This window comes from Aneurinibacillus thermoaerophilus (assembly GCF_019603355.1).
Classification (GTDB): domain Bacteria; phylum Bacillota; class Bacilli; order Aneurinibacillales; family Aneurinibacillaceae; genus Aneurinibacillus; species Aneurinibacillus thermoaerophilus.
The window spans coordinates 1205741-1232426 of record NZ_CP080764.1; the positions used below are offsets into that span (position 1 = coordinate 1205741).

The 26686-nt window shown below is 49.0% G+C and carries 31 protein-coding genes; 29 read left to right on the forward strand and 2 right to left on the reverse strand.

Annotated features, from left to right (window positions below; translation table 11 throughout):
• Positions 1-15 precede the first annotated feature (15 nt).
• The 4 genes from der (at position 16) to K3F53_RS06480 (ending at position 3358) form a co-directional block, all read left to right on the forward strand.
• Positions 16-1332 (forward strand): ribosome biogenesis GTPase Der, encoded by a 1317-nt coding sequence (der, locus tag K3F53_RS06465; protein WP_057899317.1) that lies wholly within the window; start codon positions 16-18, stop codon positions 1330-1332.
• Between the two features lie 17 nt (positions 1333-1349).
• Positions 1350-1946 carry a glycerol-3-phosphate 1-O-acyltransferase PlsY gene (plsY, locus tag K3F53_RS06470; RefSeq protein WP_246615690.1) on the forward strand — a complete coding sequence of 199 codons (597 nt, stop codon included), beginning with the start codon at positions 1350-1352 and terminating at the stop codon, positions 1944-1946.
• A 12-nt stretch (positions 1947-1958) separates the two neighbouring features.
• On the forward strand, positions 1959-2993 hold the full coding sequence (locus K3F53_RS06475) for an NAD(P)H-dependent glycerol-3-phosphate dehydrogenase (RefSeq protein WP_220559837.1): 1035 nt from the start codon (positions 1959-1961) through the stop codon (positions 2991-2993).
• Positions 2994-3091: 98 nt separating this feature from the next.
• Positions 3092-3358 (forward strand): stage VI sporulation protein F, encoded by a 267-nt coding sequence (locus K3F53_RS06480; protein WP_057899315.1) that lies wholly within the window; start codon positions 3092-3094, stop codon positions 3356-3358.
• A gap of 172 nt (positions 3359-3530) precedes the next feature.
• Here K3F53_RS06480 and K3F53_RS06485 read toward each other — a convergent pair whose 3' ends face one another.
• On the reverse strand, positions 3531-4043 hold the full coding sequence (locus K3F53_RS06485) for a hypothetical protein (protein ID WP_057899314.1): 513 nt from the start codon (positions 4041-4043) through the stop codon (positions 3531-3533).
• 136 nt (positions 4044-4179) lie between these two features.
• On the opposite strand from K3F53_RS06485, the gene K3F53_RS06490 reads away from it, so the two are divergent.
• Positions 4180-4356: a DUF2768 family protein gene (locus K3F53_RS06490; RefSeq protein ID WP_082706047.1), complete on the forward strand. Its 177-nt coding sequence runs from the start codon at positions 4180-4182 to the stop codon at positions 4354-4356.
• On the opposite strand, the gene K3F53_RS06495 is transcribed toward K3F53_RS06490, so the two are convergent.
• On the reverse strand, positions 4353-4559 hold the full coding sequence (locus tag K3F53_RS06495; protein WP_057899313.1) for a hypothetical protein: 207 nt from the start codon (positions 4557-4559) through the stop codon (positions 4353-4355). The genes K3F53_RS06490 and K3F53_RS06495 overlap by 4 nt on opposite strands.
• 150 nt (positions 4560-4709) lie before the next feature.
• On the opposite strand from K3F53_RS06495, the gene K3F53_RS06500 reads away from it, so the two are divergent.
• The 24 genes from K3F53_RS06500 (at position 4710) to K3F53_RS06615 (ending at position 26686) form a co-directional block, all read left to right on the forward strand.
• A complete protein-coding gene (locus tag K3F53_RS06500) occupies positions 4710-5054 on the forward strand; it encodes a 2Fe-2S iron-sulfur cluster-binding protein (protein ID WP_057899312.1) in 345 nt (114 codons plus the stop codon).
• On the forward strand, positions 5051-5782 hold the full coding sequence (locus K3F53_RS06505) for a hypothetical protein (protein WP_057899311.1): 732 nt from the start codon (positions 5051-5053) through the stop codon (positions 5780-5782). The genes K3F53_RS06500 and K3F53_RS06505 overlap by 4 nt, the downstream gene beginning before the upstream one ends.
• A gap of 244 nt (positions 5783-6026) precedes the next feature.
• Positions 6027-7505, forward strand: coding sequence for a stage IV sporulation protein A (gene spoIVA, locus K3F53_RS06510; RefSeq protein WP_057899310.1), 1479 nt, complete (start codon positions 6027-6029; stop codon positions 7503-7505).
• A gap of 324 nt (positions 7506-7829) precedes the next feature.
• Positions 7830-8102: an HU family DNA-binding protein gene (locus tag K3F53_RS06515; protein WP_057899308.1), complete on the forward strand. Its 273-nt coding sequence runs from the start codon at positions 7830-7832 to the stop codon at positions 8100-8102.
• Positions 8103-8458: 356 nt separating this feature from the next.
• Positions 8459-8686, forward strand: coding sequence for a trp RNA-binding attenuation protein MtrB (mtrB, locus tag K3F53_RS06520; RefSeq protein WP_220559847.1), 228 nt, complete (start codon positions 8459-8461; stop codon positions 8684-8686).
• A 221-nt stretch (positions 8687-8907) separates the two neighbouring features.
• On the forward strand, positions 8908-9717 hold the full coding sequence (locus K3F53_RS06525) for a heptaprenyl diphosphate synthase component 1 (RefSeq protein ID WP_057899306.1): 810 nt from the start codon (positions 8908-8910) through the stop codon (positions 9715-9717).
• A 2-nt stretch (positions 9718-9719) separates the two neighbouring features.
• On the forward strand, positions 9720-10454 hold the full coding sequence (locus tag K3F53_RS06530; RefSeq protein ID WP_057899305.1) for a demethylmenaquinone methyltransferase: 735 nt from the start codon (positions 9720-9722) through the stop codon (positions 10452-10454).
• On the forward strand, positions 10451-11314 hold the full coding sequence (locus K3F53_RS06535) for a UbiA-like polyprenyltransferase (RefSeq protein WP_057899304.1): 864 nt from the start codon (positions 10451-10453) through the stop codon (positions 11312-11314). The genes K3F53_RS06530 and K3F53_RS06535 overlap by 4 nt, the downstream gene beginning before the upstream one ends.
• Positions 11311-11901: a UbiX family flavin prenyltransferase gene (locus K3F53_RS06540; protein WP_057899303.1), complete on the forward strand. Its 591-nt coding sequence runs from the start codon at positions 11311-11313 to the stop codon at positions 11899-11901. The genes K3F53_RS06535 and K3F53_RS06540 overlap by 4 nt, the downstream gene beginning before the upstream one ends.
• Before the next feature lie 4 nt (positions 11902-11905).
• Positions 11906-12757, forward strand: a complete 852-nt coding sequence (locus K3F53_RS06545) for a menaquinone biosynthetic enzyme MqnA/MqnD family protein (protein ID WP_220559857.1) — start codon at positions 11906-11908, stop codon at positions 12755-12757.
• Between the two features lie 35 nt (positions 12758-12792).
• Positions 12793-13746, forward strand: a complete 954-nt coding sequence (gene hepT, locus K3F53_RS06550) for a heptaprenyl diphosphate synthase component II (RefSeq protein WP_057899301.1) — start codon at positions 12793-12795, stop codon at positions 13744-13746.
• Between the two features lie 190 nt (positions 13747-13936).
• Entirely contained in the window at positions 13937-14386 is a 450-nt protein-coding gene (ndk, locus tag K3F53_RS06555; protein WP_057899300.1) for a nucleoside-diphosphate kinase, read from the forward strand.
• A gap of 209 nt (positions 14387-14595) precedes the next feature.
• Complete coding sequence (locus tag K3F53_RS06560) at positions 14596-15372, forward strand: CheR family methyltransferase (protein WP_057899299.1); 777 nt, start codon at positions 14596-14598, stop codon at positions 15370-15372.
• Positions 15373-15504: 132 nt separating this feature from the next.
• Positions 15505-16665 (forward strand): chorismate synthase, encoded by a 1161-nt coding sequence (aroC, locus tag K3F53_RS06565; protein ID WP_057899298.1) that lies wholly within the window; start codon positions 15505-15507, stop codon positions 16663-16665.
• 3 nt (positions 16666-16668) lie between these two features.
• Entirely contained in the window at positions 16669-17769 is a 1101-nt protein-coding gene (gene aroB / locus K3F53_RS06570) for a 3-dehydroquinate synthase (protein ID WP_057899297.1), read from the forward strand.
• A complete protein-coding gene (gene aroH / locus K3F53_RS06575) occupies positions 17769-18143 on the forward strand; it encodes a chorismate mutase (protein ID WP_057899296.1) in 375 nt (124 codons plus the stop codon). Before aroB ends, aroH begins: the two co-directional genes overlap by 1 nt.
• Positions 18144-18397: 254 nt before the next feature.
• Positions 18398-19918 carry an anthranilate synthase component I gene (gene trpE, locus K3F53_RS06580; protein WP_057900368.1) on the forward strand — a complete coding sequence of 507 codons (1521 nt, stop codon included), beginning with the start codon at positions 18398-18400 and terminating at the stop codon, positions 19916-19918.
• Positions 19911-20936, forward strand: a complete 1026-nt coding sequence (gene trpD, locus K3F53_RS06585; RefSeq protein ID WP_057899294.1) for an anthranilate phosphoribosyltransferase — start codon at positions 19911-19913, stop codon at positions 20934-20936. The genes trpE and trpD overlap by 8 nt, the downstream gene beginning before the upstream one ends.
• Positions 20926-21741, forward strand: coding sequence for an indole-3-glycerol phosphate synthase TrpC (gene trpC / locus K3F53_RS06590; RefSeq protein WP_057899293.1), 816 nt, complete (start codon positions 20926-20928; stop codon positions 21739-21741). Before trpD ends, trpC begins: the two co-directional genes overlap by 11 nt.
• Positions 21738-22424, forward strand: a complete 687-nt coding sequence (locus K3F53_RS06595) for a phosphoribosylanthranilate isomerase (RefSeq protein WP_057899292.1) — start codon at positions 21738-21740, stop codon at positions 22422-22424. Before trpC ends, K3F53_RS06595 begins: the two co-directional genes overlap by 4 nt.
• Positions 22402-23604 carry a tryptophan synthase subunit beta gene (trpB, locus tag K3F53_RS06600; protein WP_057899291.1) on the forward strand — a complete coding sequence of 401 codons (1203 nt, stop codon included), beginning with the start codon at positions 22402-22404 and terminating at the stop codon, positions 23602-23604. Before K3F53_RS06595 ends, trpB begins: the two co-directional genes overlap by 23 nt.
• Complete coding sequence (gene trpA / locus K3F53_RS06605; RefSeq protein WP_236781880.1) at positions 23604-24425, forward strand: tryptophan synthase subunit alpha; 822 nt, start codon at positions 23604-23606, stop codon at positions 24423-24425. Before trpB ends, trpA begins: the two co-directional genes overlap by 1 nt.
• A gap of 39 nt (positions 24426-24464) precedes the next feature.
• Positions 24465-25544 (forward strand): histidinol-phosphate transaminase, encoded by a 1080-nt coding sequence (gene hisC, locus K3F53_RS06610; RefSeq protein ID WP_057899290.1) that lies wholly within the window; start codon positions 24465-24467, stop codon positions 25542-25544.
• A 44-nt stretch (positions 25545-25588) separates the two neighbouring features.
• Complete coding sequence (locus K3F53_RS06615; protein WP_091260713.1) at positions 25589-26686, forward strand: prephenate dehydrogenase; 1098 nt, start codon at positions 25589-25591, stop codon at positions 26684-26686.

Sequence of the window (26686 nt, forward strand, 5' to 3'; positions counted from 1 at the left end):
GAGAGGTAGTAAGTTATGGCAAATCCTGTAGTAGCAATTGTCGGCCGGCCGAATGTTGGTAAGTCGACGCTGTTTAACCGAATTGTAGGGGAAAGATTGGCGATTGTCGAAGACGTGCCCGGTGTAACAAGGGATCGCCTGTACAGCAAAGCGGAATGGCTCGGCAAATCGTTTTATTTAATTGATACAGGCGGCATCGCCTTTGACGATCATGACGCTCTTATTGATTCCATCCGGCATCAGGCTGAACTGGCGATCGATGAAGCGGATGTCATCATCTTTGTCGTAGACGGTACCGTCGGCATTACCGAGGAAGATCAGAGCGTGGCTCGCATGCTATTTCGCTCGAAGAAGCCGATTGTACTTGCGGTCAACAAGATCGATAACACAAAGCGCTTGCACGATATTTATGAATTTTATTCGCTCGGTGTCGGTGAGCCGTATCCGGTATCCGGCGCTCATGCGACGGGAATTGGTGATTTGTTGGATGAGGTCATAAAGCATTTTCCAGAACATGAAGAGGATGCATACGATGAGGACGTGATTCGCGTTTCGCTTATCGGCCGGCCAAATGTCGGCAAATCTTCGCTTGTAAACGCGTTGCTCGGGGAAGAACGTGTGATTGTGAGCGATATTGCAGGCACGACGCGCGACGCGATTGACACGCCGTTTATGTTTGAAGGTCAGGAATATGTATTAATTGACACAGCCGGTATGCGTAAACGGGGAAAAGTGTATGAATCGACGGAGAAGTACAGCGTGATGCGCGCGCTCCGCGCGATGGAACGTTCTGATGTTGTGCTCGTTGTGCTCAACGGGGAAGAAGGGATTATCGAGCAGGACAAAAAAGTAGCTGGGTATGCGCATGAAGCAGGGCGCGGCGTTATCATTGTCGTTAACAAGTGGGATGCAGTCGAAAAGGATGAACGGACGATGAATCGGTTTGTTGCTGAAATCCGTCAAGAATTTAAGTATTTATCATACGCGCCTATTTTGTTTGTATCAGCGAAAACAAAGCAGCGTGTTCATACTATTTTGCCGAAAGTGGCTCAAGTGGCGGAGCAGCATGCGTTTCGTATCGCCACTCCTGTGCTGAATGATTTAATTCAGGAAGCGACGACAGTAACGCCGCCGCCGAGCGATAAAGGACGCCGCTTGCGCATTAACTACGCGACCCAAGTATCTGTTAAGCCACCAACGCTTGTGTTGTTTGTCAATGATAAAGAATTGATGCACTTTTCCTATCAGCGCTACCTGGAAAACAAGATTAGAGAAGCGTTTCCACTGGAAGGAACTCCGATTCGCATTCTTGTGCGAAACAAGTCCGAATAGGAGAGGAGATAGAGCCGATGATGGGAGCGGTTGTCATTCTACTTTCGTATTTGCTGGGCTCAGTGAGCTTTAGTATTCTTGTAGTGAAAAAAATTGCAAAAATTGACATCCGGGAGCACGGTAGTGGCAACGCGGGCGCGACGAATACATTGCGCGTGCTTGGTAAAGGCCCGGGCATTGCCGTGCTTTTGCTTGATGCGGCTAAAGGCGCGATTGCCGTCGGTCTAGCAAGCTGGCTGACCAAAGGAAACGATTGGGTGATTGTGCTGTCGGGGATCGCTGCGATTGTCGGTCATAACTGGCCTGTATTTTTCGGGTTTCGCGGCGGCAAAGGCGTGGCGACCACCATTGGTACGTTGCTTGCTCTGACCCCTGTTCCAGCGCTTATTGCTGTGGCCGTTACTATAGTTGTTATCGCTATTACACGCTATGTGTCACTCGGTTCACTTGTTTTCTTTACCCTTATTCCTATCATTTTACTGACACAAGGCGCGTCTTTCGTTTATATTGCCGGAACATTTATGATCGCTATTCTTGGCTACATGCGTCATGTCGGAAACATTAAGCGGTTGCTTCAAGGGACAGAGCGGAAACTGGGAGAGAAGAAAGCGTAAGGAGGGTTGCACATGGAACACGTAGCGGTTATCGGGGCAGGAAGCTGGGGAACCGCTCTTTCGACCGTACTTGCGGAAAACCACGAGCGCGTAGTTCTCTGGGCGCGACGGAAGGAATTAGCGCAAGAGATGAATGACATGCGGGAGAATAGGCGTTATTTGCCCGGCATTAGGCTTTCGGAAAACATTGTTGCTGACGCGTCCATTGAGCGTGCTGTGCAGGATAAGACGCTTATATTGCTCGTTGTCCCGTCTCATGCGATGCGAGAAACTGTCCGAAGCTTGGCGCCTTATTTGCGTAAGAATGCCATCCTTGTTCATGCGACTAAAGGTATGGAAATTGATTCATTAAAACGCATGAGCGAGGTCATCAAAGAAGAAGTACCGGAACATTTTCACGGGCGTATTGCTGTTTTGTCTGGTCCGAGTCACGCGGAAGAGGTTGGCCTTAAAGCGCCAACGACGGTCGTGGTTGCGTCAGAACGCATCCAAATAGCGGAAGAAGTGCAGGATGCGCTGATTACAAATCATTTTCGCGTCTATACGAACCCTGATGTGGTCGGTGTGGAGATAGGGGGAGCGCTGAAAAACATCATTGCGCTCGGCGCTGGAGTAAGCGACGGCTTGAACTTCGGCGACAACGCCAAGGCCGCCCTGCTGACGCGCGGACTTGCTGAAATTAGCCGCCTTGGAATTAAACTGGGGGCAAATCCGCTGACATTTACGGGACTTGCTGGTGTCGGAGATCTGGTTGTAACGGCTACAAGTCGGCACAGCCGTAATTGGCGGGCTGGAAATATGCTTGCGCAAGGTTTTACGCCGAATGAGATCATTTCGCGAATGGGCATGGTTGTAGAAGGCATTAAAACGACGCAGGCCGTTCATAGGCTGGCACAGGAGCTAAAAGTGGAAATGCCTATTACGCGTGAGTTGCATGCGCTATTATTTGAAAATAAAGCGCCGCGCGAGGCTGTCCGCGATTTGATGGGCCGTGTGCGCCGCCATGAAACAGAAGAACTGGCGCTTAAATATTTTGAAAACCATTAACGAACGACATGTAAACCCGTCCTGCTGTGGAAGCCGCACTTTTTTCCTTTCTTGCTCATACACTGTTGTTGTATAGCGGAAGGAGGGAGATGACGGGTATGGCAAATATCCCGAAAAAATTTCTTGATAAATTACAGGCGAAGAACGTAGATACTTCTGAGTTGCAGAAATTGGCGGGTGGTGTGAAAAAAAGCGATTTGAACGATGAGCAGAAGCTTCGCCAGTTGATCCGCCAGCTAGCGGTCATTGCAAGCGTGTCCATAACGAAAGAGAAGGAAGATAAAATCATTTCGTATATTCGCAAGAACAATATTCAGGGCGGTGACATGAAGACGTTAACCAACTTGTTGAAAAATAAGCTGTAAACGATAAGAAATAGGCGTATGAGATGTTACAGGCTTGAAAAAACTAGCATAAAGTATAGCATGATTCACGAAAATAAGGGCTCTCGAAGACGACGCGAGGATACAGAAAAGGATAATGCCAACGGCATTATCCTTCTTTTTTGCTTAACAATAAAGTTCAGGAGGCTTATACTTAAGCCTCCTCGGATGACGCGGTTTCATCCATCTCCAGCAGTGCCTGCACGAGCGGGGAATTCAACAGAGAGATTACTTGGCGGAAATCGATATGATTCAGCGATTTGATAAATGAAAGCGGAGAACGGTCTATCGTTGTTCCGCTTTCCTGTTTCGCCTCCCGGAGCGTCGCTCTTTTGCGGTTATTTTCAACCCAGCGTTCGTACATGCTGATTAAATTTGTTAACGTGCTAAGCGTTTGTTCCAGCTCCGCCATTGTGCCCCGCATTTGGCTTGACCATTCCCGAACAGTGTTGATGGAAGAACGCATCTCTTTCGGGGATTTAGTCAAGAGAGAAGGAAAGTTTTTTAAAAAAGAGGCGGCGGCCCTCGTTTCCGCTTTTGTTGCGGTTGGAACGACGGCGACAGCCGTTTTTTTTGTTTGGGCGGATCCGTTTTTTTTGTGTTTTTTGTTGGCGGCCGCGCGTGTGGAACGCTTCGTGTAAGGACTTTGCCGCTTTTGACTGATCATGTTTGCGCCCCCTTTATCTTGTAGTCAACATTATAGTATGCGTCCATCCCGTGAGAGGTTCGATTGTCCCGGATTTGTGCTATAATGTGAATACATCTATTTGCAGGATAATTTTTGAAGAAAAAGGGGAGCTTGCATGCAGCTAATGTTTTATGCGCTTAGCGCGATCGGTTTGATGATTCTAGCGAGCGTTACTATTGTTGTTGCGCGTACAAGGAAGCGCCGCGTATGGCGTTTTTTGTTGTCGACTGTTGCGTACGCCAGTTTAGTCGCCTCTTTTTTCCTAATGGTTGCTGTGCTGATTACCTTTTAATTCTGCTTTATATGATTGGCTTTTATGTATTTATGAAGCGCAAACAATACAATGTACAACACGGTGAGCGAAATGCCCAACCAGAGCAGTGTCCGGGCTGTGTCTTCCGTCGAGGCAATCAGAAAGACCGGGACAAAAAACACGACGCCGAAAAAAAAGGTGCCTTCAAGAGCTACTTTGATCCATTCGCGGCTCATCAGCATGCTTTCATGCCTCCTATGAATCTTTTTCATGTCTTTACCTTTTCCTTTAAACGACAAAACAGCGTTGATATATCGGTTCAGGTTCATGTATATATAGTAAGTATGCCTGATGATATTGTTTTTATGTATTTTTATTTAGGAGTTGTTGTCATGCCGAAACTTACATTTATCCCGGTGAACAGGAGTGTGCAGGTGCGTATTGGGGAAACGATTCTGCGCGCCGCATCAAGGGCCCGGGTGGCTATTTCCCAGCGTTGCGGCGGCAAAGGTGCATGCATGATGTGCAAAGTGCAGGTAGCGGAAGGAAGCAAGGTTTCTTCGCCGAAAGAGCTGGAGAGGCGAATGATCGGTGCACAGAATCTAGCCCGAGGGATTCGCCTTGCCTGTCAGACGAGAGTGCAGGGTGAAACGCGGGTTCACCTTCCTGAAAGCCGGCTTGCGGCCGTTGTCCGGGCCCAGCTTGAGAAACAACGCCAGGAGTTAGATGAAGAATGAAAAAACGGAATTTTTCCCCATTTTTACAGGTGACAGGTTTGCTGTTCCTGTGTATGCTGGTGCTCGTGGGCTGCGTATATCCTAGGAGCAGGATGCTGCAAAATGCCGCTCCACCTGTCCAACAGATTAAAATGGTGCAGGATGCGGTGGATCAATACCAGAAAGATACAGGTGTGTTGCCTATCGTTACCAAACCGGCCGTGACGCCCGAATTTGAACGTTATCCGATAGACTTTTCCAGAATTGTGCCAAGATACATTCCATACATCCCCGGCGCCGCCTTTGAAGAGGGGGGGAATTACATGTTTGTGCTACTGAATTTGGAAACGAAGCCAGAAGTACGCCTTATCGATTTGACCGTTTCACAAGGTGTACAAAGCATACAACAAAAAGTTAGTCGTTATTTTTTGACCAAGAGGGAATTCCCGTTCGGACAAAAAGTAGCGGACGGCTACTATTTTATCGACTTCGGCAAGCTACATATGAATGAAGAAACGATTTTAAGCCATTTTAGCGGACAGCCGCTTCCGTATATCATCGATGAACGGGGGCGGGTCGGCGTCGATTATTCGATGGATTTGGCAATGGCACTAAAAAGCGCGCCAGATAAGCCGAAACCAGACGAGGACATCCGTTATATACTGCCTGACGTTTCACCGCTCGCACCAGTGAAATCGTTTCCGTATCGCTTAGTAAACGGAGAGCCGAAACTAGTGCGAATAAAATGATAAGAAATATGCACGTTGTTTCTTACCGCTTTATTTTTGGAATATCTTTCGTCTCCTCGCATATTTTTGTACAAAACAGGACAGGGCGGGGCACAGGCGAAAAGCGGGGGCCCCGGAGCGGCTCCCGCTTTTTTCACCTTGGTCGGGCCGTCAGACGGTCTATTTTTCCCGTCGCCCTCATAAGATGAGTAGTGGTCTTATAGTACAAGAAGTAGAAGGGAAAGAAATGCGAGGAGGTATCTAAGTGGAACGTGTAGATATTTTTAAAGACATTGCCGAGCGTACGGGGGGAGATATTTATATTGGTGTCGTCGGCCCTGTTCGCACTGGTAAATCGACATTCATCAAACGTTTTATGGAAGCGATCGTCATTCCGAACATCCCATTCGAAGCGGAGCGGGTTCGTGCTGTTGACGAGTTGCCGCAGAGCGCCGCAGGCAGGACCATCATGACAACCGAACCGAAGTTCGTACCGAACAACGCGGTCGCTATTCATGTCGCCGACGGCCTGGATATTAACGTGCGCCTTGTGGATTGCGTTGGCTATACGGTGGCAGGCGCACGCGGTTACGAAGATGAAAACGGTCCTCGTATGGTAACGACGCCGTGGTATGATGAACCGGTACCGTTTGAAGAAGCGGCAGAATTAGGTACGCGCAAAGTTATTCAGGAACATTCTACGATTGGCGTCGTCATTACCACGGACGGAACGATCGCTGAAATTCCGCGCGCCGAGTACAAAGAAGCAGAAGAGCGTGTCGTAAACGAACTTAAAGAAGTCGGTAAGCCATTTGTTATTATTATAAACTCTACTCATCCGGGACGCCCGGAAACGCTTGCGTTGCGGGCAGAATTGGAAGAGAAATACGATGTGCCTGTACTGGTGATGAGCGTCGATTCCATGGATGAGCGCGAAGGAATCGCTGTCCTGCGTGAAGTGTTATTCGAATTCCCGGTTCACGAAGTAAACGTAAATTTGCCTTCCTGGGTAATGGTGCTACATGAAGACCACTGGTTGCGCGAGAATTTTGAGGAAGCGGTGCGCGAAACGGTTAAGGATATCCGCCGTTTACGCGATGTTGACCGGGTTGTCGGATATTTTGGTGAATATGAATTTATTGAGCGTGCCGCTTTGGCGGATATGAATATGGGGCAAGGGATTGCTGAGATTGATTTGTATGCCAACGATGAATTGTACGATCAAATTTTGATGGAAATTGTTGGGGTGGAAATCCGGGGCAAAGATCATTTGCTTCAATTGATGCAGGAGTTTAGCCTTGCGAAGAAAGAGTATGACAAAATTTCGGGTGCGTTGAATATGGTGCGCCAGACGGGATACGGCATCGCACCGCCTTCGCTTGAAGAAATGAAGCTTGACGAGCCTGAAATTATCCGCCATGGTTCCCGTTTCGGTGTGCGTTTGAAAGCGACCGCTCCCTCCATTCATATGATTCGCGTTGATGTGGAATCAGAGTTTGCACCGATTATAGGCACTGAGAAACAGAGTGAGGAGTTAGTCCGGTACCTTATGCAGGATTTCGAAGAAAATCCGCTCAGCATTTGGAACTCCGACATTTTCGGACGTTCTCTTAATTCGATCGTCAATGAAGGCATTTCTGCCAAGCTATCAATGATGCCGGACAATGCACGATACAAGCTGCAGGAAACGCTGGAGCGCATTATTAACGAAGGTTCAGGCGGATTGATTGCTATCATTTTATAAGCTTTATCTTCGCGGCTATGTTATTCAGCTGCACCCCATCAGCCAAAAAATGTTTAAAAGCAACGACTGACTGTGCGTAAAAAATAGGGAAAAGGGCAAGAACACCGGCTTCTCCTGACAGGCAGAAGCCTTTTTCCTTTTTGTAGCCTGATTCGTTACCATATGGTCCCGGGGCCATAGATTGGGGAAAATCCCTTGAATTACAGTGCTTTCTATATTAATATTAGCTTGTCTACATCTAAAAACATTTGGATTGTGTATATTTATTCAGTATTTGGTTAACAACGTATAACAAGATGCTCCCGTTGGGAGGAGGTGAAAGACATGAACAAAACAGAATTAATTGCGAAAGTGTCCGAAATGGCAGAACTTACGAAGAAAGATGCAACAAAAGCGGTAGACGCCGTGTTTGATGCGATCACGGAAGCGCTGAAAAACGGGGAGAAAGTACAACTGATCGGATTTGGAAACTTTGAAGTGCGCGAGCGTGCAGCACGCAAGGGTCGCAATCCGCAGACTGGCGAAGAAATTGAGATCGCTGCTAGCAAGGTGCCTGCTTTCAAGCCGGGCAAAGCATTGAAGGAAGATATTCAATAGCGGCGTACATATCGCCATTGGGTCGAATTTATTTTATTCATGGCAAAACGAAGGGAGAGCTGTACGTGGGTACAGCTCTTTTCCTATTTTTCGATAGGTTGCCTCTAGTTTGCCCACAGATAGCGGAGCGAGCTGTGTTTAAAATATTCATCTTTGACGCACGTTAAGATAGAGGTGAATGTGTCATGAACAAAATAAAAACGATGTACTGGCTATGGCTGCTTCCGTTAGCTTTGGTTATTGCGCTGGTATATATCGGCTTCTGGCTATATAGATAATCATTGACAGCGCTTCCTTTTTGCGCGATAGTTAAATCCGTAGCCATCTACACGCAAAAGTAAAGAGGGGGAGCGTTTATGAACGGAACAGGTAGTGATTTTATCGTAATTAAAGCTTTAGAGAACGGCGTAAACGTTATTGGATTGACGCGTGGAGAATCGACGAGATTTCACCACTCCGAAAAATTGGATAAAGGCGAAATTATGATCGCTCAGTTCACCGAGCATACGTCAGCCATTAAAGTGCGTGGAAAAGCGATTATCCAGACGAGCAACGGCACAATTGACACATTGGTGGACGAATAAAAGAAAAAACAAGCAGGTACCTGCTTGTTTTTTCTTAAGGATGCGAACGCTGCATCACGCTTTGAAAGCGCAATGTATCATGATAAAGGGGGACGTAAGAAACATGCTTACAATTATAAGACAAGAATTATATAATAGCATAGTGTAGTGCGATAGAAATATGATATACTTTATAAGTATGTTTTCAGCGAGCGTGGAACGTTTTGTTGGGGGATGAACGGATGAACCTTTTGCGACATGACTTTCAAGAAGAAATAAAAGAAATTTTGCGGCAGATTAAAGAAAATGCTGAGCAACGCATTCTCTACCAATACATTGATAATCCGCCCATTTCGCAGCTCCGCGTATGCCTGCTGTATCTTTTTTTACGGCAGTGCGGCGTGCGGGCGTCTGCCATTCGTAGGTATGTTGTTACGGCGATGCTGATTCAACTCGGGCTGGACAGTCACGAACAGGTAAGCCTTGAGAAGGAAGATACGCCGTTGGGGGTACGGACGCGTCAGCTAACCGTGCTTGCCGGAGCTTATTTCAGCAGCCGCTATTATTATTTGCTTGCAGAAATGGAGGATGTACGTGCGATTGGTCAACTGGCGCGGAGTATTCAGGAGATCAACGAGTGGAAAATCAATCTGTACTGGGAAAATGGCTGGACAGCTGAGCAGTATTTACGGCGGAAAGTGGACATTGAATCATCACTGCTTAAATCTTTTGGAAAAGCATACGGCGGGGAGAAAGCAGACGTATGGGTGAACATTTTTTCACAGATGATTTTAGTAGAGCAATTGCTCGGGGAGTATAAAGCCTGTCGTTGGGAAGAAGGGGCAGGGACGTATTTTCGGCTGTTGAGCAAGGAAGAGGGAACACACAATGCGTACCAATCTATGCTGCAGTATATTCACAAAGCGTTGCACCAATGCCGCAAACTCAGCGCACTTTTGGATGATGAGGAAGGACGCGTCGAGCTGAAGCATCTTATCGATCGGTGCGTCGAAGAATTGGACAACCAGAAAGTAAGGGCAGAGGAGATGTAACCATGCGCGAAAAATTGCAGGGGGAAGAGAAAGCGGAGTATGTTCGCTCAGTGTTCGAATCGATCGCCAAAGAATACGACCGGATGAACTCTGTGATCAGCTTCGGGCGCCACGTTGCTTGGCGCGAGTACACGAATAAGCGGATGGGTGTGCGCCCGGGGCAGAGCGCCATTGATTTATGCTGCGGTACATGCGATTGGACCATTAGTCTCGCGGAAGCAGTCGGCCCAACAGGAACAGTGGTCGGCCTTGACTTTAGTCAGAATATGCTTGATGTCGGAGCGGAAAAAATTCGTGCCAAAGGTCTAAAACAAATTACGTTGGTTAACGGCGACGCAATGTGTATTCCGTATCCGGATCATTCATTCGATTATGCGACGATCGGATTCGCGTTGCGTAACGTTCCTGATTACAAGCAGGTTCTCCGCGAAATGATGCGGGTGGTCAAGCCTGGGGGACAGGTAGTTTCGCTTGAAGTGAGCAAGCCGCCGTTCATTCCTTATCGTAAGCTGTTCTTTTTTTATTTTTATAATATCTTGCCGCTCATTGCTCGGTTTGTAGTGGGCAAGTATGAAGAATACAGCTGGCTGCCGCAGTCGCTGACTAACTTTCCTGACAGCAAAGAGCTTGCAGACACATTCCGGGAGATCGGGCTGGAAAACGTACAGACCAAACTGTTCGTTGGCGGGGTTTCCGCGCTGCATATCGGATACAAAAAGCAGGTGGATAAGCCATGAGAAAACTGAAGATTATTCTGGAAATGATTAAGTTTGAACATACGGTTTTCGCGCTTCCGTTTGCGTTTATGGGTGCGATCCTTGGCAGCTTTATCGTAAACGGTACGTGGCCGACGTGGTGGCAGATTTTCTGGATTATTGTGGCGATGGTGGGCGCGCGCAGCGCGGCGATGGCGCTGAACCGTTTGATCGACCGTCATATTGATGCCGAAAATCCAAGAACAGCGATGCGGGCGATCCCAGCAGGACTGATAAAAGAAAAAGAAGTTGTGCTTTTTATCCTCGGTTCATTTATTTTGCTGTTTATTGCCGCGTTTCAGCTGAATATGCTCGCAGTGAAACTGTTGCCGATCGCCGTCTTTTTTCTGGTGTTTTATTCGTACACAAAGCGCTTTACATGGGCATGTCATCTCGTGCTTGGCATCGCCATCGGCCTTGCGCCGCTTGGCGGATGGGTAGCGACGACAGGACAGGTAGACTGGATGGGCATGCTGCTGTTTGTATCTGTCGCGCTTTGGACGGCCGGATTTGATGTGATTTATGCTTGCCAGGACGCCGATTTTGATAGAAAGCGCGGCTTGTATTCCATTCCGAGTTATTTTGGCATCTCTAAAGCGTTGAAACTTGCACGCCTGTTTCATCTGATTACGATGGCCGGATTTGTCGTGCTTTATTTTATTACCAGTTTGCACATATGGTTTGCGGTCGGCATTATCATTGCGGCGCTTATTCTTATTTATGAACACCGCCTAGTGTCGCCGAATGATCTGTCCAAGCTAAATACAGCTTTCTTCACGATGAATGGAATTTTGAGCGTGGTCGTATTTTCTTTCACGCTGCTGGACTTGGTGATGAGATGAGAAAAATTGTTGTTGTCGGAATTACCGGCGCGAGCGGCGCGGTGTACGGAGTGCGACTTGTACAGCAGCTGCTTGACGCTGATTGTAAAGTACACTTGATTGTAACGGAAGCTGGCTGGCAAGTGTTCCGGGAAGAATTGGACTGGGATACGAGCGATCGGGAGGCGGTGATTCGGAAGTATTTTTCACACGGGCAAGGAGAACTTTATTACCATACGTTGCGCGATTTCACGGCGCCTGTAGCGAGCGGTTCGTATCTTAGTGACGCCATGGTGATTATTCCTTGTTCAATGGGAACGTTGTCTGGTATCGCGCACGGTGCATCTGGCAATTTGCTAGAGCGCACCGCGGATGTGATGCTTAAAGAGGGGAGAAAGCTGGTAGTAGTGCCGCGCGAAACGCCGCTTAACGTTATTCAATTGGAGAATATGACGAAGTTGGCGCGGGCTGGAGCGCGCATTGTACCTGCCATGCCCGGGTATTATCACAAGCCGAAAACAATGGATGATCTGATCGACTTCGTGGTGGGAAAAGTATTGGACACTCTAGATGTGCCGCACCAATTATTCCGCCGTTGGGGAGAGTGAGACTATGTCTTCAATAAAAATTGGCAAAATCACATTCAGTAATATTATGCCTATTTATCACTTTTTTCGTATGGATCAATTTGATGAGCATCAAGTAGAATTTATTCCCCAGGTGCCAACGCAGCTGAATCGCGGCATGGCTGAGGGCACGATTGATATGGGACCGATTTCGTCGTTTGAATACGGGCGGAACTATAAGGAGTATGAGGTATTGCCCGGTTTGTCTATCAGTTCGCTCGGCAAGGTACGTTCTATTTTTCTGTTTTCGCGTAAACCGATTGAAGAGTTGAAAGAAGCGAAAATTGCGCTAACGGACAAATCCGCTACATCTATCAATTTGCTTCGCATTATTATGGAGAAATTTTATCAAGCATCGCCAGCGTATGAGACGATGCCAGCCAATTTCGAGAAGATGATGGCGACGGCAGATGCTGCATTGTTAATCGGGGATGATGCGCTGCTTGCTTCTTGGAACAATCACGGCTATTATATGTATGATCTTGGAGAGTTATGGTACCAGCATACAGGGCTTTGGATGGTGTTTGCTGTTTGGGCGGTGCGCCGCGAGGTTACGCGCGGCAAGCCTGAACTTTTGCGCAGTATTCATAACGAGTTTTTACATAGCAAAAAGAAAGGTCTCGCAGAATTGGATGCTGTGGTAGCGCAGGCCAAAAAAGAGTTCGGTGCCACGGCGGAGTTCTGGAAAGTATATTATACGGGGCTGTCGTATGACTTTACCTTGGAACACAAGAAAGGGTTGGAATATTATTATGCGTGCGCGGCGGACCTCGGACTTTTGAAAGAACCCGCTAAAGTAGAGGTTTGGAACACCGATTCCAATAAGTCGGCTGTGTAGGATAAGGAAGAGAAGAACCAGTTGGGTGGAGCGTAATGAAACTAACGGATATTTTTTGGCCTTTTCGGTCGGACATGGATTATATTGAACGCGAGCTGGATCGGGCGATTGATACGAAAGAGCCTGTGCTCCAGAAAACTTCTAGCCATTTGCTCAAAGCGGGAGGGAAACGTATCCGCCCTGTCTTTGTGCTGCTAGGGGGGAAATTTGGCAACTATGATATTGAGCGACTGAAACATGTAGCCGTGTCGCTCGAATTGATTCATATGGCGTCGCTCGTACATGATGATGTGATTGACGATGCCGAACTTCGACGCGGTAAAATGACGGTTAAGTCCAAATGGGACAACCGAATTGCGATGTACACAGGCGATTATATTTTCGCTCGCGCGCTTATGATTGCGACCGAGTTGTCCAATCCGCAAATTCATAAAATTTTGTCGCGTGCTATCGTTGATTTGTGTACCGGGGAAATTGAACAAATCCGCGATTTGCATAACTGGAATCAAAGTTTGCGCAACTATTTGCGTCGGATTAAGAGGAAAACAGCGTTGCTTATTGCTATAAGTTGTCAGCTAGGCGCGCTGGCGGCGGATGCGACGCCCGATGTGGTACACCGTCTTTATGTTTATGGCTATAACGTAGGAATGGCTTTTCAAATTACCGATGATATTCTCGATTTCATCGGTGATGAAAAGAAACTTGGCAAGCCGGCGGGCAGCGATTTACGGCAAGGCAATATCACATTGCCGGCTCTATATATGTACCATGTCAGTCCTGACGCTCGGTGCTTCCGTGAATTAGTAAAAGAAAACAGGGTAGATGAGATGATTCGGGTTATTCGGGAGAGCGAAGGAATTCAGGTAGCGCGCAGATTGGCGGAACGTTATCTGACACGGGCGGCTCAGGCATTGACTCCTTTACCAGATAATAAAAGCAAAGATGCGCTTTTAAAGATCGCGCGTTTTATCGGAGAGCGGCAATTTTAGCATACGCATCGGGAAGCCTATTGCCTCGAAAACTCGCTTTTTTATAGAAAAGAACTTCCCACTTCTACGAGTGGGGGGGAGAGGTTCATGCATAAGTTGAAAAGAGACCTTGAATTTGTTAAAATTCACGATGTGTATTTACACACTGTACATAACAAAAAATGATTTTGAAACATGGAGGGTACAATACATGGCGAAACAACGTACTTTCATTATGGCAAAGCCTGATGCCGTGCAGCGCAACCTGATTGGCGAGATTATGCAACGGTTTGAACGCAAAGGATTTCATTTGATTGGCGCAAAATTAATGAACGTACCGCGTGAGTTGGCGGAAGAGCATTACGCCGAACACAAAGAAAAGCCGTTCTTTGGCGAACTGGTTGACTTTATCACTTCCGGCGCCGTATTCGCGATGGTGTGGGAAGGTGAAAACGTCATCGCAACCGCACGCAACATGATGGGCAAGACAAACCCTGCTGAAGCCGCTCCTGGCACGATTCGTGGCGATTTCGGCATCAGCATGGGCATGAACATCATTCACGGTTCCGATGCACCGGAAACGGCAGAACGTGAAATCAAGCTTTGGTTCAAAGAAGACGAACTGCACGTATACGAAAAAACAATTAACAAATGGATTTAAGTTTGAAGAGAAGGGAGGCTTCTAGTAAGGAGCCTCTTTTTTCTGCTTCTCCGGTGCAGCCAGTCATCCATGTGAAAGATAAAAGCTCAAACGTGTTGCATCTCGAAAATCCGACAATGAAATGAAAAATAAGCAGGAAAAGATGAATAGGACGCGAATACTATTTCTATTGAAGACAATGTTGCAAGTAAGAGAAGGGGATAGGATAGGTGGAAGACAAAGATTTTTTGCAGTTTATTGACAAAGTAAAGCACAAGACGGGGATTGATTTGGCGTTGTATAAAGAAGCACAAATGAAACGCCGTTTGACTTCGCTTCGTGTAAAGCGGGGATATCATACATTTGATAGCTTTTTTGAAGCGATGACCAAAAATCAGGAATTGTTTAATGAATTTTTGGATCGCATGACGATAAACGTATCCGAATTTTTTCGTAATCCGAGCCGCTGGCAGGTGCTTGAAACGAAAATTATTCCGCGACTGTTAAAAGAAAAAGGACGACTAAAATGCTGGAGTGCAGCCTGCTCCACCGGGGAAGAGCCTTACTCGCTCGCCATGCTGCTGTCGCGTTTTATGCCGCTTTCGGAAATTGATATCACGGCGACCGATATTGATGAAGGCGCCATTGCGAAAGCAAAGCGCGGTGTATACGTGGAACGTTCGCTACAGAATATGCCGAAAGATTTGGCTGCAAAATACTTTAGAAAAGAAGAGGCGATGTATGCCATCTCCGACGATATTAAGCGCCGCATCAAGTTTAAGCGCCATAACTTGTTGGCTGACCCATTTGATAAAAATCATGACTTGATTGTTTGCCGCAATGTGATGATTTATTTTACTGAGGAAGCGAAGCATGATTTGTATCATAAGTTTGCCGCATCGCTTCGCACCGGCGGGGTGTTGTTTGTCGGGAGCACGGAGCAGATTTTTCAGCCCCAGCATTATGGCTTTGAGCCGGAAGACACATTTTTTTACCGTAAAATGTAGAGCAAAGAAGAAGATGAGGGCCGCGTCCTGGACTATCACCCAGGTGCGGCGCTTTTTCTGAATTTTGTCTAGGATTTTCCGGGCAGCTATACTATAATAGCACTTAAAAATGAAAAAGGGTGGAGGAAGAACATGCGGTATCTTACAGCAGGAGAATCACATGGACCACAACTTACAGCAATCATCGAAGGAATACCCAGCAATTTGCCCCTTTCTATCGAAAAAATTAATGAGCAACTGTTGCGACGTATGAAAGGATATGGCAGAGGCAGACGCATGCAAATCGAAAAAGATCAGGTGAAAATTGTCGGTGGGGTGCGCCACGGCAAAACGACCGGCGCACCGATTTGCCTTGTCGTAGAGAATAAAGACTGGACTCACTGGCAACAGATTATGAGCCCCACACCGGTGGAAGAAGGGGATGATAAGCGCCGCGTATCCCGTCCCCGTCCTGGCCATGCCGATTTAAACGGGGCGTTGAAATATAACCAGCGCGACATGCGCAACATTCTGGAACGTTCAAGCGCTCGCGAAACTGCGATTCGTGTAGCGGTAGGCGCAGTGGCACGACAATTATTAGAACAATTTGACATTAAAGTTGCCGGACATGTACTTCGCATCGGCGAAGTGGAAGCGGAGCGTGTCGATGTGAGTTTGGAAGAAATGATGCGGATTACGGAAGAGTCTCCTGTACGTTGCCTGGATAGCGAAGCGGCGCAAAAAATGATGGAGCGAATTGATAAGGCAAAAGCCGATGGCGATTCGCTTGGAGGTATCGTGGAAGTCATCGCGGAGGGCTTGCCGGTTGGATTGGGCAGCCATGTACAATGGGATCGCAAGCTGGACGGTCGCCTCGCGCAGGCGGTGATGAGCATTCAGGCGTTTAAAGGTGTGGAGATCGGTATCGGGTTTGAAGCAGCGACGCGGCCCGGTTCTCAGGTGCATGATGAAATCATTCTTGACGAGCAAGGGAACTACTCCCGTAAAACGAATCGTGCCGGCGGGCTGGAAGGCGGTATGACAACAGGGATGCCGGTCGTTGTGCGCGGTGTAATGAAGCCGATTCCGACGTTGTATAAGCCGCTGAACAGCGTTGACATTGACACCAAAGAGACATTTGCTGCAAGCATTGAACGTTCGGATAGTTGCGCCGTGCCAGCGGCCAGCGTCGTGGCAGAAGCGGTTGTGTGCTGGACGCTTGCTGATGCGCTCGTTGAGAAATTTGGTGGCGATTCGCTTGAAGAGATGAAGAAAAACTACGAGAGTTATCGAAAGCATGTAGAGAGGTTTTAGACAATGAAGAGATTACAGGTGGAGCTGGGGGAGCGTTCGTATCCGATTTGGATTGGGCCTGGGGCGCTTGGAAGGCTGCCCGGCTTGCTTGAAGAAGCCGGGATCGATACCGGACGCAAACTGTTTATTGTAACGGACGAGCATGTGGCATCGTTATATCTTGAAAAGACAACAACCATTTTACGTGATGCTGGATATGCTGTATCTCATTTTGTAGTTGTGGCAGGAGAGAAAGCGAAAAGCCTTGCGGTGTACGAACAAATCATTACCGCAGCGCTTAAAGCGGGCCTTGACCGGAAATCGGCGTTTCTTGCGCTCGGAGGCGGCGTGGTTGGTGATCTGGCAGGTTTTGTGGCTGCTACCTATATGCGCGGCGTCGCGTTCGTGCAAATCCCGACGACGCTTCTGGCTCATGATAGCAGTGTTGGGGGCAAAGTGGCAGTGAACCATCCGCTCGGCAAAAATATTATCGGCGCATTTCACCAGCCGAAGCTTGTCGCGTATGACACGGAACTGCTCAAAACGCTTCCGCCGCGCGAAGTGGCAGCGGGATTTGCCGAAGTTATTAAGCATGGAATGATTTGGGACGAAACGTTCGTGACATGGCTGGAAGAAAACGCGGAAGGTTTGCAGCGCTTTGACCATACGCTATTGCAAGAAGCGCTTTTGCGCGCCTGTAGCGTAAAAGTGGCGGTCGTCTCGCAAGATGAGCGCGAGCAGGGACTGCGCGCCATTTTAAATCTTGGCCATACGTTTGGTCACGCGTTTGAAGCGTTGTGCGGCTATGAGAAGCTAAATCATGGCGAAGCGGTTGCGATCGGCATGGTTGCTGCCGCCATGCTTTCGGAGAAAATGGGGATCGCGCACGATGTAAGCAAACGAACGCGGCGCGTTCTTATGAAGTATCGCTTGCCTGTTTCCCTTATGCTCCCGCTTAAAGCGGATGATGTTATCGCAGCGATGCGGCGCGACAAAAAAGGGGAAGGCGGCAAACTTGTGTTTGTACTACCGACTGCAATCGGAAAAGTGGAAATTAAAAAAGATGTAGCAGAAGAGCAGGTGCGTGAAGTATTGCGTGCTTTGCAGGAAGGAGGGGAGTCGTAGTGACGGTTCGGGGAATTCGCGGGGCCATTACCGTTGCTGCCAATGAAGAGACGGCCATTCTGGAAGCGACCGAGCGGCTTATGCGCAACATGATTGAAGCAAACGGGATAAACACGGAGGATATAGCGAGCGTCATAATTACGGTAACGCGCGATTTGGACGCGGCGTTTCCGGCGCGTGGTGTGCGGGCGATTCCGGGATTTGATTTAGTACCGCTCATGTGTTCTAACGAAATTCCGGTGCCGGGCAGCCTGGAGAAATGCATTCGTATTATGATGCTTGTCAACACAGAGAAATCGCTTCGCGAAATCCGGCATATATTCCTGGAAGGGGCAGTTGTGCTACGTCCAGATTTGAGTTCACGGCTTACATAACGTCGTTCTGCCAGAAGAATGGTTGACAGCGCATGAAAAAGCCGATATGCTGAAAATATCTGTAAGACAGAGGAAACAAGCAGAGTGTAAGGATGAAGAAGAGCTTAGATTGAGTCTTAGAAGAGCGGAGCCTAGGAAGAAAATCTGTCTGTATTTGAACGGAACAGACGAACCCGGGGCTGTGCGGCCCCGGGTTTTTGTCCTTTCTTTTCTTCTTTGGCCCTCTTCCAAATATGAGGAGAGGTGAAAACATGATATTTACCCCATCTTTATCCGAAGTGTTGCAACTTAGCCGCAGCTTTACGTTTATTCCTGTCTCCTATTCCTTTTTGGCTGACCAGGCTACCCCAATTCATTTGTATCAGACGCTAAAACAAAAAGATTCGTTTTTATTGGAAAGTGTAGAAAATGAAAGTCGTTGGGCACGTTACTCATTTATCGGCCTGCGTCCTTTTTTAAAACTTCGTGCCGGACATGAGGGGGCCGAATTTATATACCGTGATGCCAAGCGCATCAGGGTAGAAGGGAATCCTTTAGAAGCATTTCGGCGTCAACTTAGCCGTTTTCGCAGTCCAAATCTACCGAACATGCCGCCATTTACAGGCGGTGCGGTCGGTTTGCTTGGTTACGATACGCTCCGTTTTGTAGAAATGTTGCCTAAAGCCTCGCATGACGAATTGCAGCTGGATACGTTGCATTTACTGTTTGTCGACGAGGTGATTGCATACGATCATCTTAAACAGGAAGTCAAGGTAATCGTGAATATGCGGGTGAAAGAGGGGATGTCAGAGGCGGACGTACGAGCCGCGTACGAAGCTGCATGTGGGCGTATTCGCGAACTGGTAAGCCGGATCGCGAAGTCGGAGACCCGGGCATTTGCGCGTGTGGATAACATTCCGTCTGAAGGCATACCGCTTGCCGCAGTCAGCAACATGACAAAGCAGGAGTTTATGTGCCGGGTGGAGCGGGCAAAAGAATACATCGCGGCAGGCGATATTTTTCAGGTAGTGTTATCTCAGCGTTTTGCTGTACCGCACAAGGCGGATCCGCTGCTGGTGTACCGCATTCTCCGGCTGACGAACCCGTCGCCTTATATGTACTATTTTGAAATAGACGGTGCGACGATCGTCGGCACGTCGCCGGAGCTTTTGGTGAAAGTAACAGATGGCAAAGTGGAAATGCGTCCGATTGCGGGCACGCGGCGCCGGGGGATGGATGAAGCGGAAGACGCGGCGCTTGTCGCCGATATGCTTGCCGATGAGAAAGAGCGCGCGGAACATCTTATGCTACTGGATTTGGGGCGTAACGATGTCGGACGTGTTTCCCGTTACGGCAGCGTCGAAGTGACCGAGCAAATGGTGGTCGAGTACTATTCACGAGTCATGCATCTTGTATCTCACGTCCAGGGAACGCTTGCCGAAGATAAAGAACCGTTTGATGCTCTCCTATCTTGTTTTCCAGCAGGTACGCTCTCAGGTGCCCCAAAAATCAGGGCAATGGAAATTATTGCGGAGTTGGAGGGCGAAGCGCGCGGCTTTTATGGCGGCGCGGTAGGGTATTTTGGTTTTGGCGGTAATCTTGATTCTTGCATTGTTATTCGTACCATCCTGTTTAAAGATGGTATGGCGTATGTGCAGGCCGGTGCCGGCATCGTCGCTGATTCCATACCTGAGAATGAATACGAAGAGACACGGAACAAGGTGCGGGCGATGCTGCATGCGCTGAGCTTAGCGGAGAAAATGACGAGCGTAGAGGAGATGAGTGCACATGTTTAAACAGTTGCTTGGCCAGGTGGCCCAAGGGAAGTCATTAACGCGGGAAGAAGCGCGGGAGGCGATGCGTCTGATTATGGACGGGGAGGCGCACCCGACGCAAATTGCCAGTTTTTTAACCGCTTTACGCATGAAAGGTGAAACGGTGGATGAAATTATTGGCTTTGTAGAAACGATGCGCAAGAAAGCGGTCAGTCTGGAGACAAAAGGCGAAGAGCTTCTTGATACGTGCGGAACGGGCGGGGATGGTGGTATCTCGTTCAACATCTCGACAGCGGCGGCCATTGTAGCCGCGGCGGGTGGTGCCCGCGTTGCCAAGCATGGCAATCGAGCTGTATCCAGTAAAAGCGGCAGCGCGGATGTTCTTGAAGCGTTGGGCGTCACGATTACAAGTTCATCAAAAGAAGCGATTCGTTGCTTGGAAGAGACAAATCTTTGCTTTTTGTTCGCACCGCAGTACCATCAGGCGATGAAACACGCGGTTGAACCCAGGCGCCAGCTAGGTTTTCGCACCGTGTTCAATCTGCTGGGACCGCTGACGAATCCGGCGTGCGCCGAACGTCAATTGCTTGGCATTTACGATAGAAACCTGGGGGTAAAGGTGGCGGAAGTGCTGGTGGAACTGGGTGTCAAGCGCGCGCTTGTGGTGGCGGGCGCGGACGGTTTAGATGAAATTAGCATAAGTGGATTTACTTATGTGGTGGAAGTTGATTGCGGGATGATTTCTCCATATACGATTCACCCGGAAATGTTTGGTCTGTCCGTTCATCCTCTGGAAAATGTAGCAGGGGGGGACGCTGTCGAAAACGCGCGGATTATTCGTCGCGTTTTTGATGGGGAGAAGGGAGCATATCGCGATATTGTCGTGTTGAACACGGCTGCTGCATTTTATGTCGGTGGTCAGGTCGCCTCTATCGGAGAAGGTGTTCGGCTTGCGCAGGAGATGATCGATATTGGGGAAGCGAAGCGGAAGCTTGAACAGCTTGTAGAAGTGACGGGAGGTGTTAGCCATGCTTCATAAGATTGTGGCTACAAAAAAGCAAGAAGTGGAGCGGTTGCGCGCGGAAGTTTCCTTGGCGGAAATGGAACGGCTGATAGCAGACTTGCCGCCGTGTTTATCGCTGAAGCGTCGTTTCTTAGAACGGAGACGTCCCGTCGGCGTCATTGCTGAAGTGAAGAAAGCGTCCCCTTCCAAAGGGCTTATCCGCGATCCGTTCGATCCGCTCGCCATCGCACGTGCGTATGAAGCGGCGGATGTGGAAGGGATGTCGGTGCTTACGGACGCGCCGTATTTTCAAGGACACTTATCGTATTTACGTAATATTAAAGAAGGGCTAACGAAGTCAATTCCGCTTTTGCGCAAAGATTTTCTTATTGACCCGCTTCAATTGTACGAGGCGCGGGCGCACGGTGCTGATGTCGTGTTGCTTATCGCTGCGATCCTCGATAAAAAAAGCTTGTGTTGGATGGCGGAGGAAGCCCGGGCGCTGGGACTCGAGATTTTGGTCGAGGTGCATACGGCAGAAGAGCTTGATACGGTGCTTGATGCGGTCGAACCAGATTTACTTGGCATTAACAATCGGGATTTGAAAACATTCACCACGTCGCTTGCGACGACGCTGAACCTTCTCGGACAATTGCCGCAGTCAACTGTGACGATTAGCGAAAGCGGCATTCATTCGCCGGATCATATCATGACCCTTATGGAAGCTGGGATTGATGGAGTGCTGGTCGGGGAGCATTTCATGCGGCAAGCGAACGTAGAGCAGGCCGTTTGCTCTCTTGTTGGACACGCGGCTTATGCTAGCAAGGGGGCCAGCCGATGAGGCCTTTATTGAAAATTTGTGGCATTACAGAAGAAGCGACGCTTGCGCTGATTGCGGAACGGAATCTTCACGTTGATCAGCTCGGCTTCGTGTTCGCCGAAAGCCGTCGCAAAGTCACGCCCGCTGAATGGGAGAGACTGGCGCATACCGTGCCGTTTGGTGCGCGTTCGGTGGGCGTATTTGTTAATCCTTCACTGCAAGAAATTGCGGAAGTATTCCGCGCCGCTCCGCTTGATATCATCCAGCTGCATGGCGATGAAACGCCGGAATTTTGCCGGGAAGTGCGGAGGCGGTTCAAGTGTGCCGTTACGAAAACGTTCAGCATTTCAGATGGGAAAGAGGAGCGCAGGGGGCAGGATGGAACGCGGCATGTAATCGAGTATGCAGGAACCGTTGATTATGTCTTGCTGGATACAGCGTGCGGCGCGCGCCGCGGAGGGACGGGGAGAACGTTTGCTTGGGAGCGGATTGAAGAGTATCATACTTGGGCCAAAGCGCATAATCTACCGCTTTTGGTTGCAGGTGGGCTTAATGCGGGGAATATCGCAGCGCTGCTCCGGCGGTATCGGCCGGACGGCGTTGATATTTCCAGCGGCGCAGAGACACAAGGGCGAAAAGACATCGAAAAAATACAGACGATTATCGAAAGGATGGATGAGTATGAGCAGAGTGCAGTTGAGTAAGAAAAGCAAAGGGCGGTTTGGCGCGTTCGGCGGCCGGTACGTTCCGGAGACGCTGGTAAATGCGCTTGACGAACTGGAAGCGGCGTACGAAGAGGCGCTGTATGATAAGACATTTCAGGAAGAACTTGCGGAATTGTTGCAGCGGTATTGCGGGCGGCCAACGCCGCTTTATTTTGCCGAACGTTTGACCGAGAAGTTGGGTGGCGCGCGCATATACCTGAAGCGTGAAGATTTAAACCATACCGGCGCCCATAAAATCAATAATGCGCTGGCTCAGGGGCTTCTTGCTAAAAGAATGGGCAAACGGGAAATTATCGCCGAGACGGGAGCCGGACAGCACGGCGTGGCGACGGCTACGGTCGCAGCGCGTCTCGGGCTTTCATGCAAAGTGTTTATGGGTGAGAAAGACATGGAGCGGCAGAAGCTGAATGTGTTCCGTATGGAATTGCTCGGGGCGGAAGTGGTACCGGTCACATCGGGTACGCGAACGCTAAAAGACGCTACGAGTGAAGCCATCCGTTTCTGGGTTGGCAATGTAGATACAACCTTTTATATCATTGGAACTGTAACCGGCCCCCATCCGTACCCGCAGATGGTGCGCGATTTCCAGCGCGTTATCGGCGACGAGACAAAGATGCAAATGCTTGAACAGGAGCGCCGCTTGCCGGATTATATTGTCGCTTGTGTAGGCGGTGGCAGCAACGCGATGGGCATTTTTTATCCGTTTCTTGAAGATAATGATGTATCACTGATTGGTGTGGAAGCGGCTGGCCAGGGGCTGGAGACGAAGAAGCACGCAGCGACGCTGACGAAAGGAAGCCGGGGTGTGCTTCATGGTACGATGACCTATTTGTTGCAGGATGAGTTCGGACAAATTATCGAACCCCATTCCATCTCCGCCGGGCTAGACTATCCAGGCGTGGGGCCAGAACACGCCTATTTGCGCGAAACCGGGCGGGCTGAGTACCGCGCGATTACCGACGAGGAAGCGCTGGCCGCGCTCAGATTGTTGTGCCGCGAAGAAGGCATCATTCCCGCTCTAGAAAGCGCACATGCGATTGCGGAAGCGGTAAAGCTAGCGCCGACGCTGGCAAAAGACCAAGTGATTGTCGTTTGCTTGTCCGGTCGGGGGGATAAAGATGTGACACAAATTTATGAACGGGAAGGGAGAAAGTGCTGATGATGAATGTAAAAACGGGAGCTGAACGGATTATCGCCGCATTTTCTGCTGGGAAGCAGGCGTTTATACCTTTTATTACGGCAGGCTATCCTACGCCGAATATAACAGTGGAACTGGCGCTTGCATTGCAGGAGGCGGGTGCGGCCCTTTTGGAGCTTGGCGTGCCATATTCCGACCCGCTTGCGGACGGACCGACGATCCAGCGGGCGTCCGCACAGGCTTTATCCTATGGGGTTACCATTCGACGTGCGCTCGAACTTGCAGCGGATATGCGCGCGCGCGGATTGCGCATCCCTGTTGTGTTGTTTACATATATTAACCCGGTGCTTCAGTATGGAGAAGAAAGAGTATTTAAAGAGATGGAAGCGGCCGGGGTGGATGGCTTGCTCATTCCGGATCTGCCACCGGAAGAAGCTGAAAATATTGAACGGCTAGCTGAAGAATTCAATCGCCCGCTTATCTTCATGGTAGCTCCTACTTCGGAGCAGCGAGTCGCGATGATTGCGACCCGTGCCAAGGGATTTTTGTACTGTGTATCTTCGCTTGGTGTTACAGGGGTTCGCTCCGCGCTCGATCCGGGCTTGACTCGTTTCCTTGCTCGGGTGCGGCAATACGCATCTGTACCTGTAGCGGTCGGATTCGGCATTTCTACAGCCGAGCAGGCCAGTTTGGTCGCGTCGTACAGCGACGGATTTATTGTTGGAAGCGCCTTGCTTGAAAAAATCAAGGAGGCGGAGCCACTGCTTTTAAATCCGGAAACAAAAGAAGAAGGTTTTTGTATAATAAAAAGATTTGTAAAACAATTGCAATCTAGGGTATGATGGATGACAAATAAAATAAATTGGGCAAGAGGTGAGAGTATGATTCCAAAAACCCGGATTGTAAACTTGCCTGTGTATGAACCAGGCAAACCGATCGAGGATGTAAAGCGGGAACTAGGTTTAACTGAAGTGATCAAGCTTGCATCCAATGAAAACCCCTTCGGTTGCTCGCCAAGAGTAAAAGAGACAATCGTGTCACAGCTTGACAACTTGCCGATTTATCCGGACGGCGCCTGCCTTGAATTACGTTCTGCGCTTGCTTCTTTTTTGAATGTAAAAGAAGAAGAGCTTATTTTTGGCAATGGTTCGGACGAAATAGTGATGTTACTTGCCCGCGCGTATTTAGAGCCAGGTACGAATACCATAATGGCAGCCCCGACGTTTGTCGTGTACAAAACGAACGCAACGATCGAAGGTGCAGAAGTGATTGAAGTTCCGTGCGTTGAAGGCAAGCATGATTTGAACGGTATGCTGGCGAAAGTGAATGAGAATACGCGCGTCGTATGGGTGTGCAATCCGAATAATCCGACCGGAACGATCGTGACGGAAGAAGAGCTTATCCGCTTCCTGGATCAAGTGCCGGAGCATGTGCTTGTTGTGCTGGACGAAGCGTATGTAGAGTATGTAAAAGATGACGCGTTCCCGCGTTCGCTGGAGCTTTTGAGAAAATACAAAAATCTAATTATTCTGCGCACATTTTCAAAAATTTATGGTCTTGCGGCGCTGCGCGTCGGCTATGGCATAGCGGCAGAGGAAATTATTGATAAACTAAACCGCGTGCGTGAACCGTTTAACGTAAACCATCTCGGTCAAAAAGCGGCCCTCGCCGCACTGGCGGATCAGGAATTCGTCGCACGTTGCAAAGCGGCCAATATGGAAGGATTGGAGCAAGTGTACGCAGGACTGGACGAGATAGGCGTTCCGTATTACCGTTCGGAAACAAACTTCGTATATGCGATAGTGGAGCGGGATACAAAAGAGGTTTTTCAAGAGATGTTGAAACAGGGTGTAATTATTCGCGCGTTCCCGCAGGCGATTCGTGTGACGATCGGAAGCAAAGAGCAAAATGAGAAAATGCTGGCTGCATTGAAAGCGGTGTTGGCCCCCGCGAAACAATAATGCCCTGCATGAAGCAGATGCAAAGTGGAGGAGAAAGCAGACGTATGACAGAAATTGCAATTCTAGGGGTAGGGCTCATCGGGGGGTCGTTGGCCCTTTCCCTGAAAAAAAACGAAAATGTACATGTTACTGGATTTGATGTAGTGGAAGAGAATTTGCGCATGGCCGAGTCCCTCGGCGTTATTGACAGAGGAACGACACATTTGGCCGAAGCGGTGGTGCAGGCCGATTATATTTTTTTATGCGCTCCTGTGGGCAAACTGCAGGAGTTGATTTCTTTCCTGCGCTATACACCTCTGAAAAAAGGCGCGGTCATTTCAGATACTGGCAGCACAAAAGTGTCCATCATGGAGCTATCGCACGGGTTTGCACAACGGGGCGTATATTTTATCGGCGGACATCCGATGGCCGGTTCTCATAAGTCAGGTGTGGAAGCTTCCCATGATCGTTTATTTGAGAATGCGTATTACGTTCTAACGCCGGCTGAGGATACGCCTAAGACGATCGTGAATGAGCTGACCCGGCTGCTGGCTCCGACGCGCGCGAAAGTGGTGCTGATGGATGCAAAAAAGCATGATGAGGTAGTCGGTGCGATCAGTCACTTTCCGCATATTATCGCGTCCACGCTGGTTAACCAGATCGCTTCGTACAACGATGAAGAAGATTGGTACCGCAGCCTGGCGGCGGGCGGATTCCGCGATATTACCCGCATCGCTTCCAGTAACCCACGGATGTGGCGCGACATTTTGCTGAACAACCGGCAGGTCATGAAAAAGCTAGCTGAAGATTGGAAAAAGACGCTCGAGCGGATTTCTGACTTAATTGAAAAAGCGGACGGGGAAGGGATTGAGAAGTTTTTTGCTGATGCCCGCCGGTTTCGTGATGGATTGCCAGAAAAGAAAAAGGGAGCTCTTTCCCCCTATTTTGATTTATATGTCGATGTACCGGATGAACCGGGGGTCATTGGCCGAATAACGACTTTGCTTGGAAAGCAAAATATTAGCATTACAAACATCCGGATTTTAGAGACACGGGAAGACATTCTTGGGGTATTGCGGATTTCGTTTCGCAGTCAGGAAGATATGGAAAAAGCGAGGGCCGCACTGCAAGCTGAAGGGTATGGCGTATATGAGCGTGAGTAG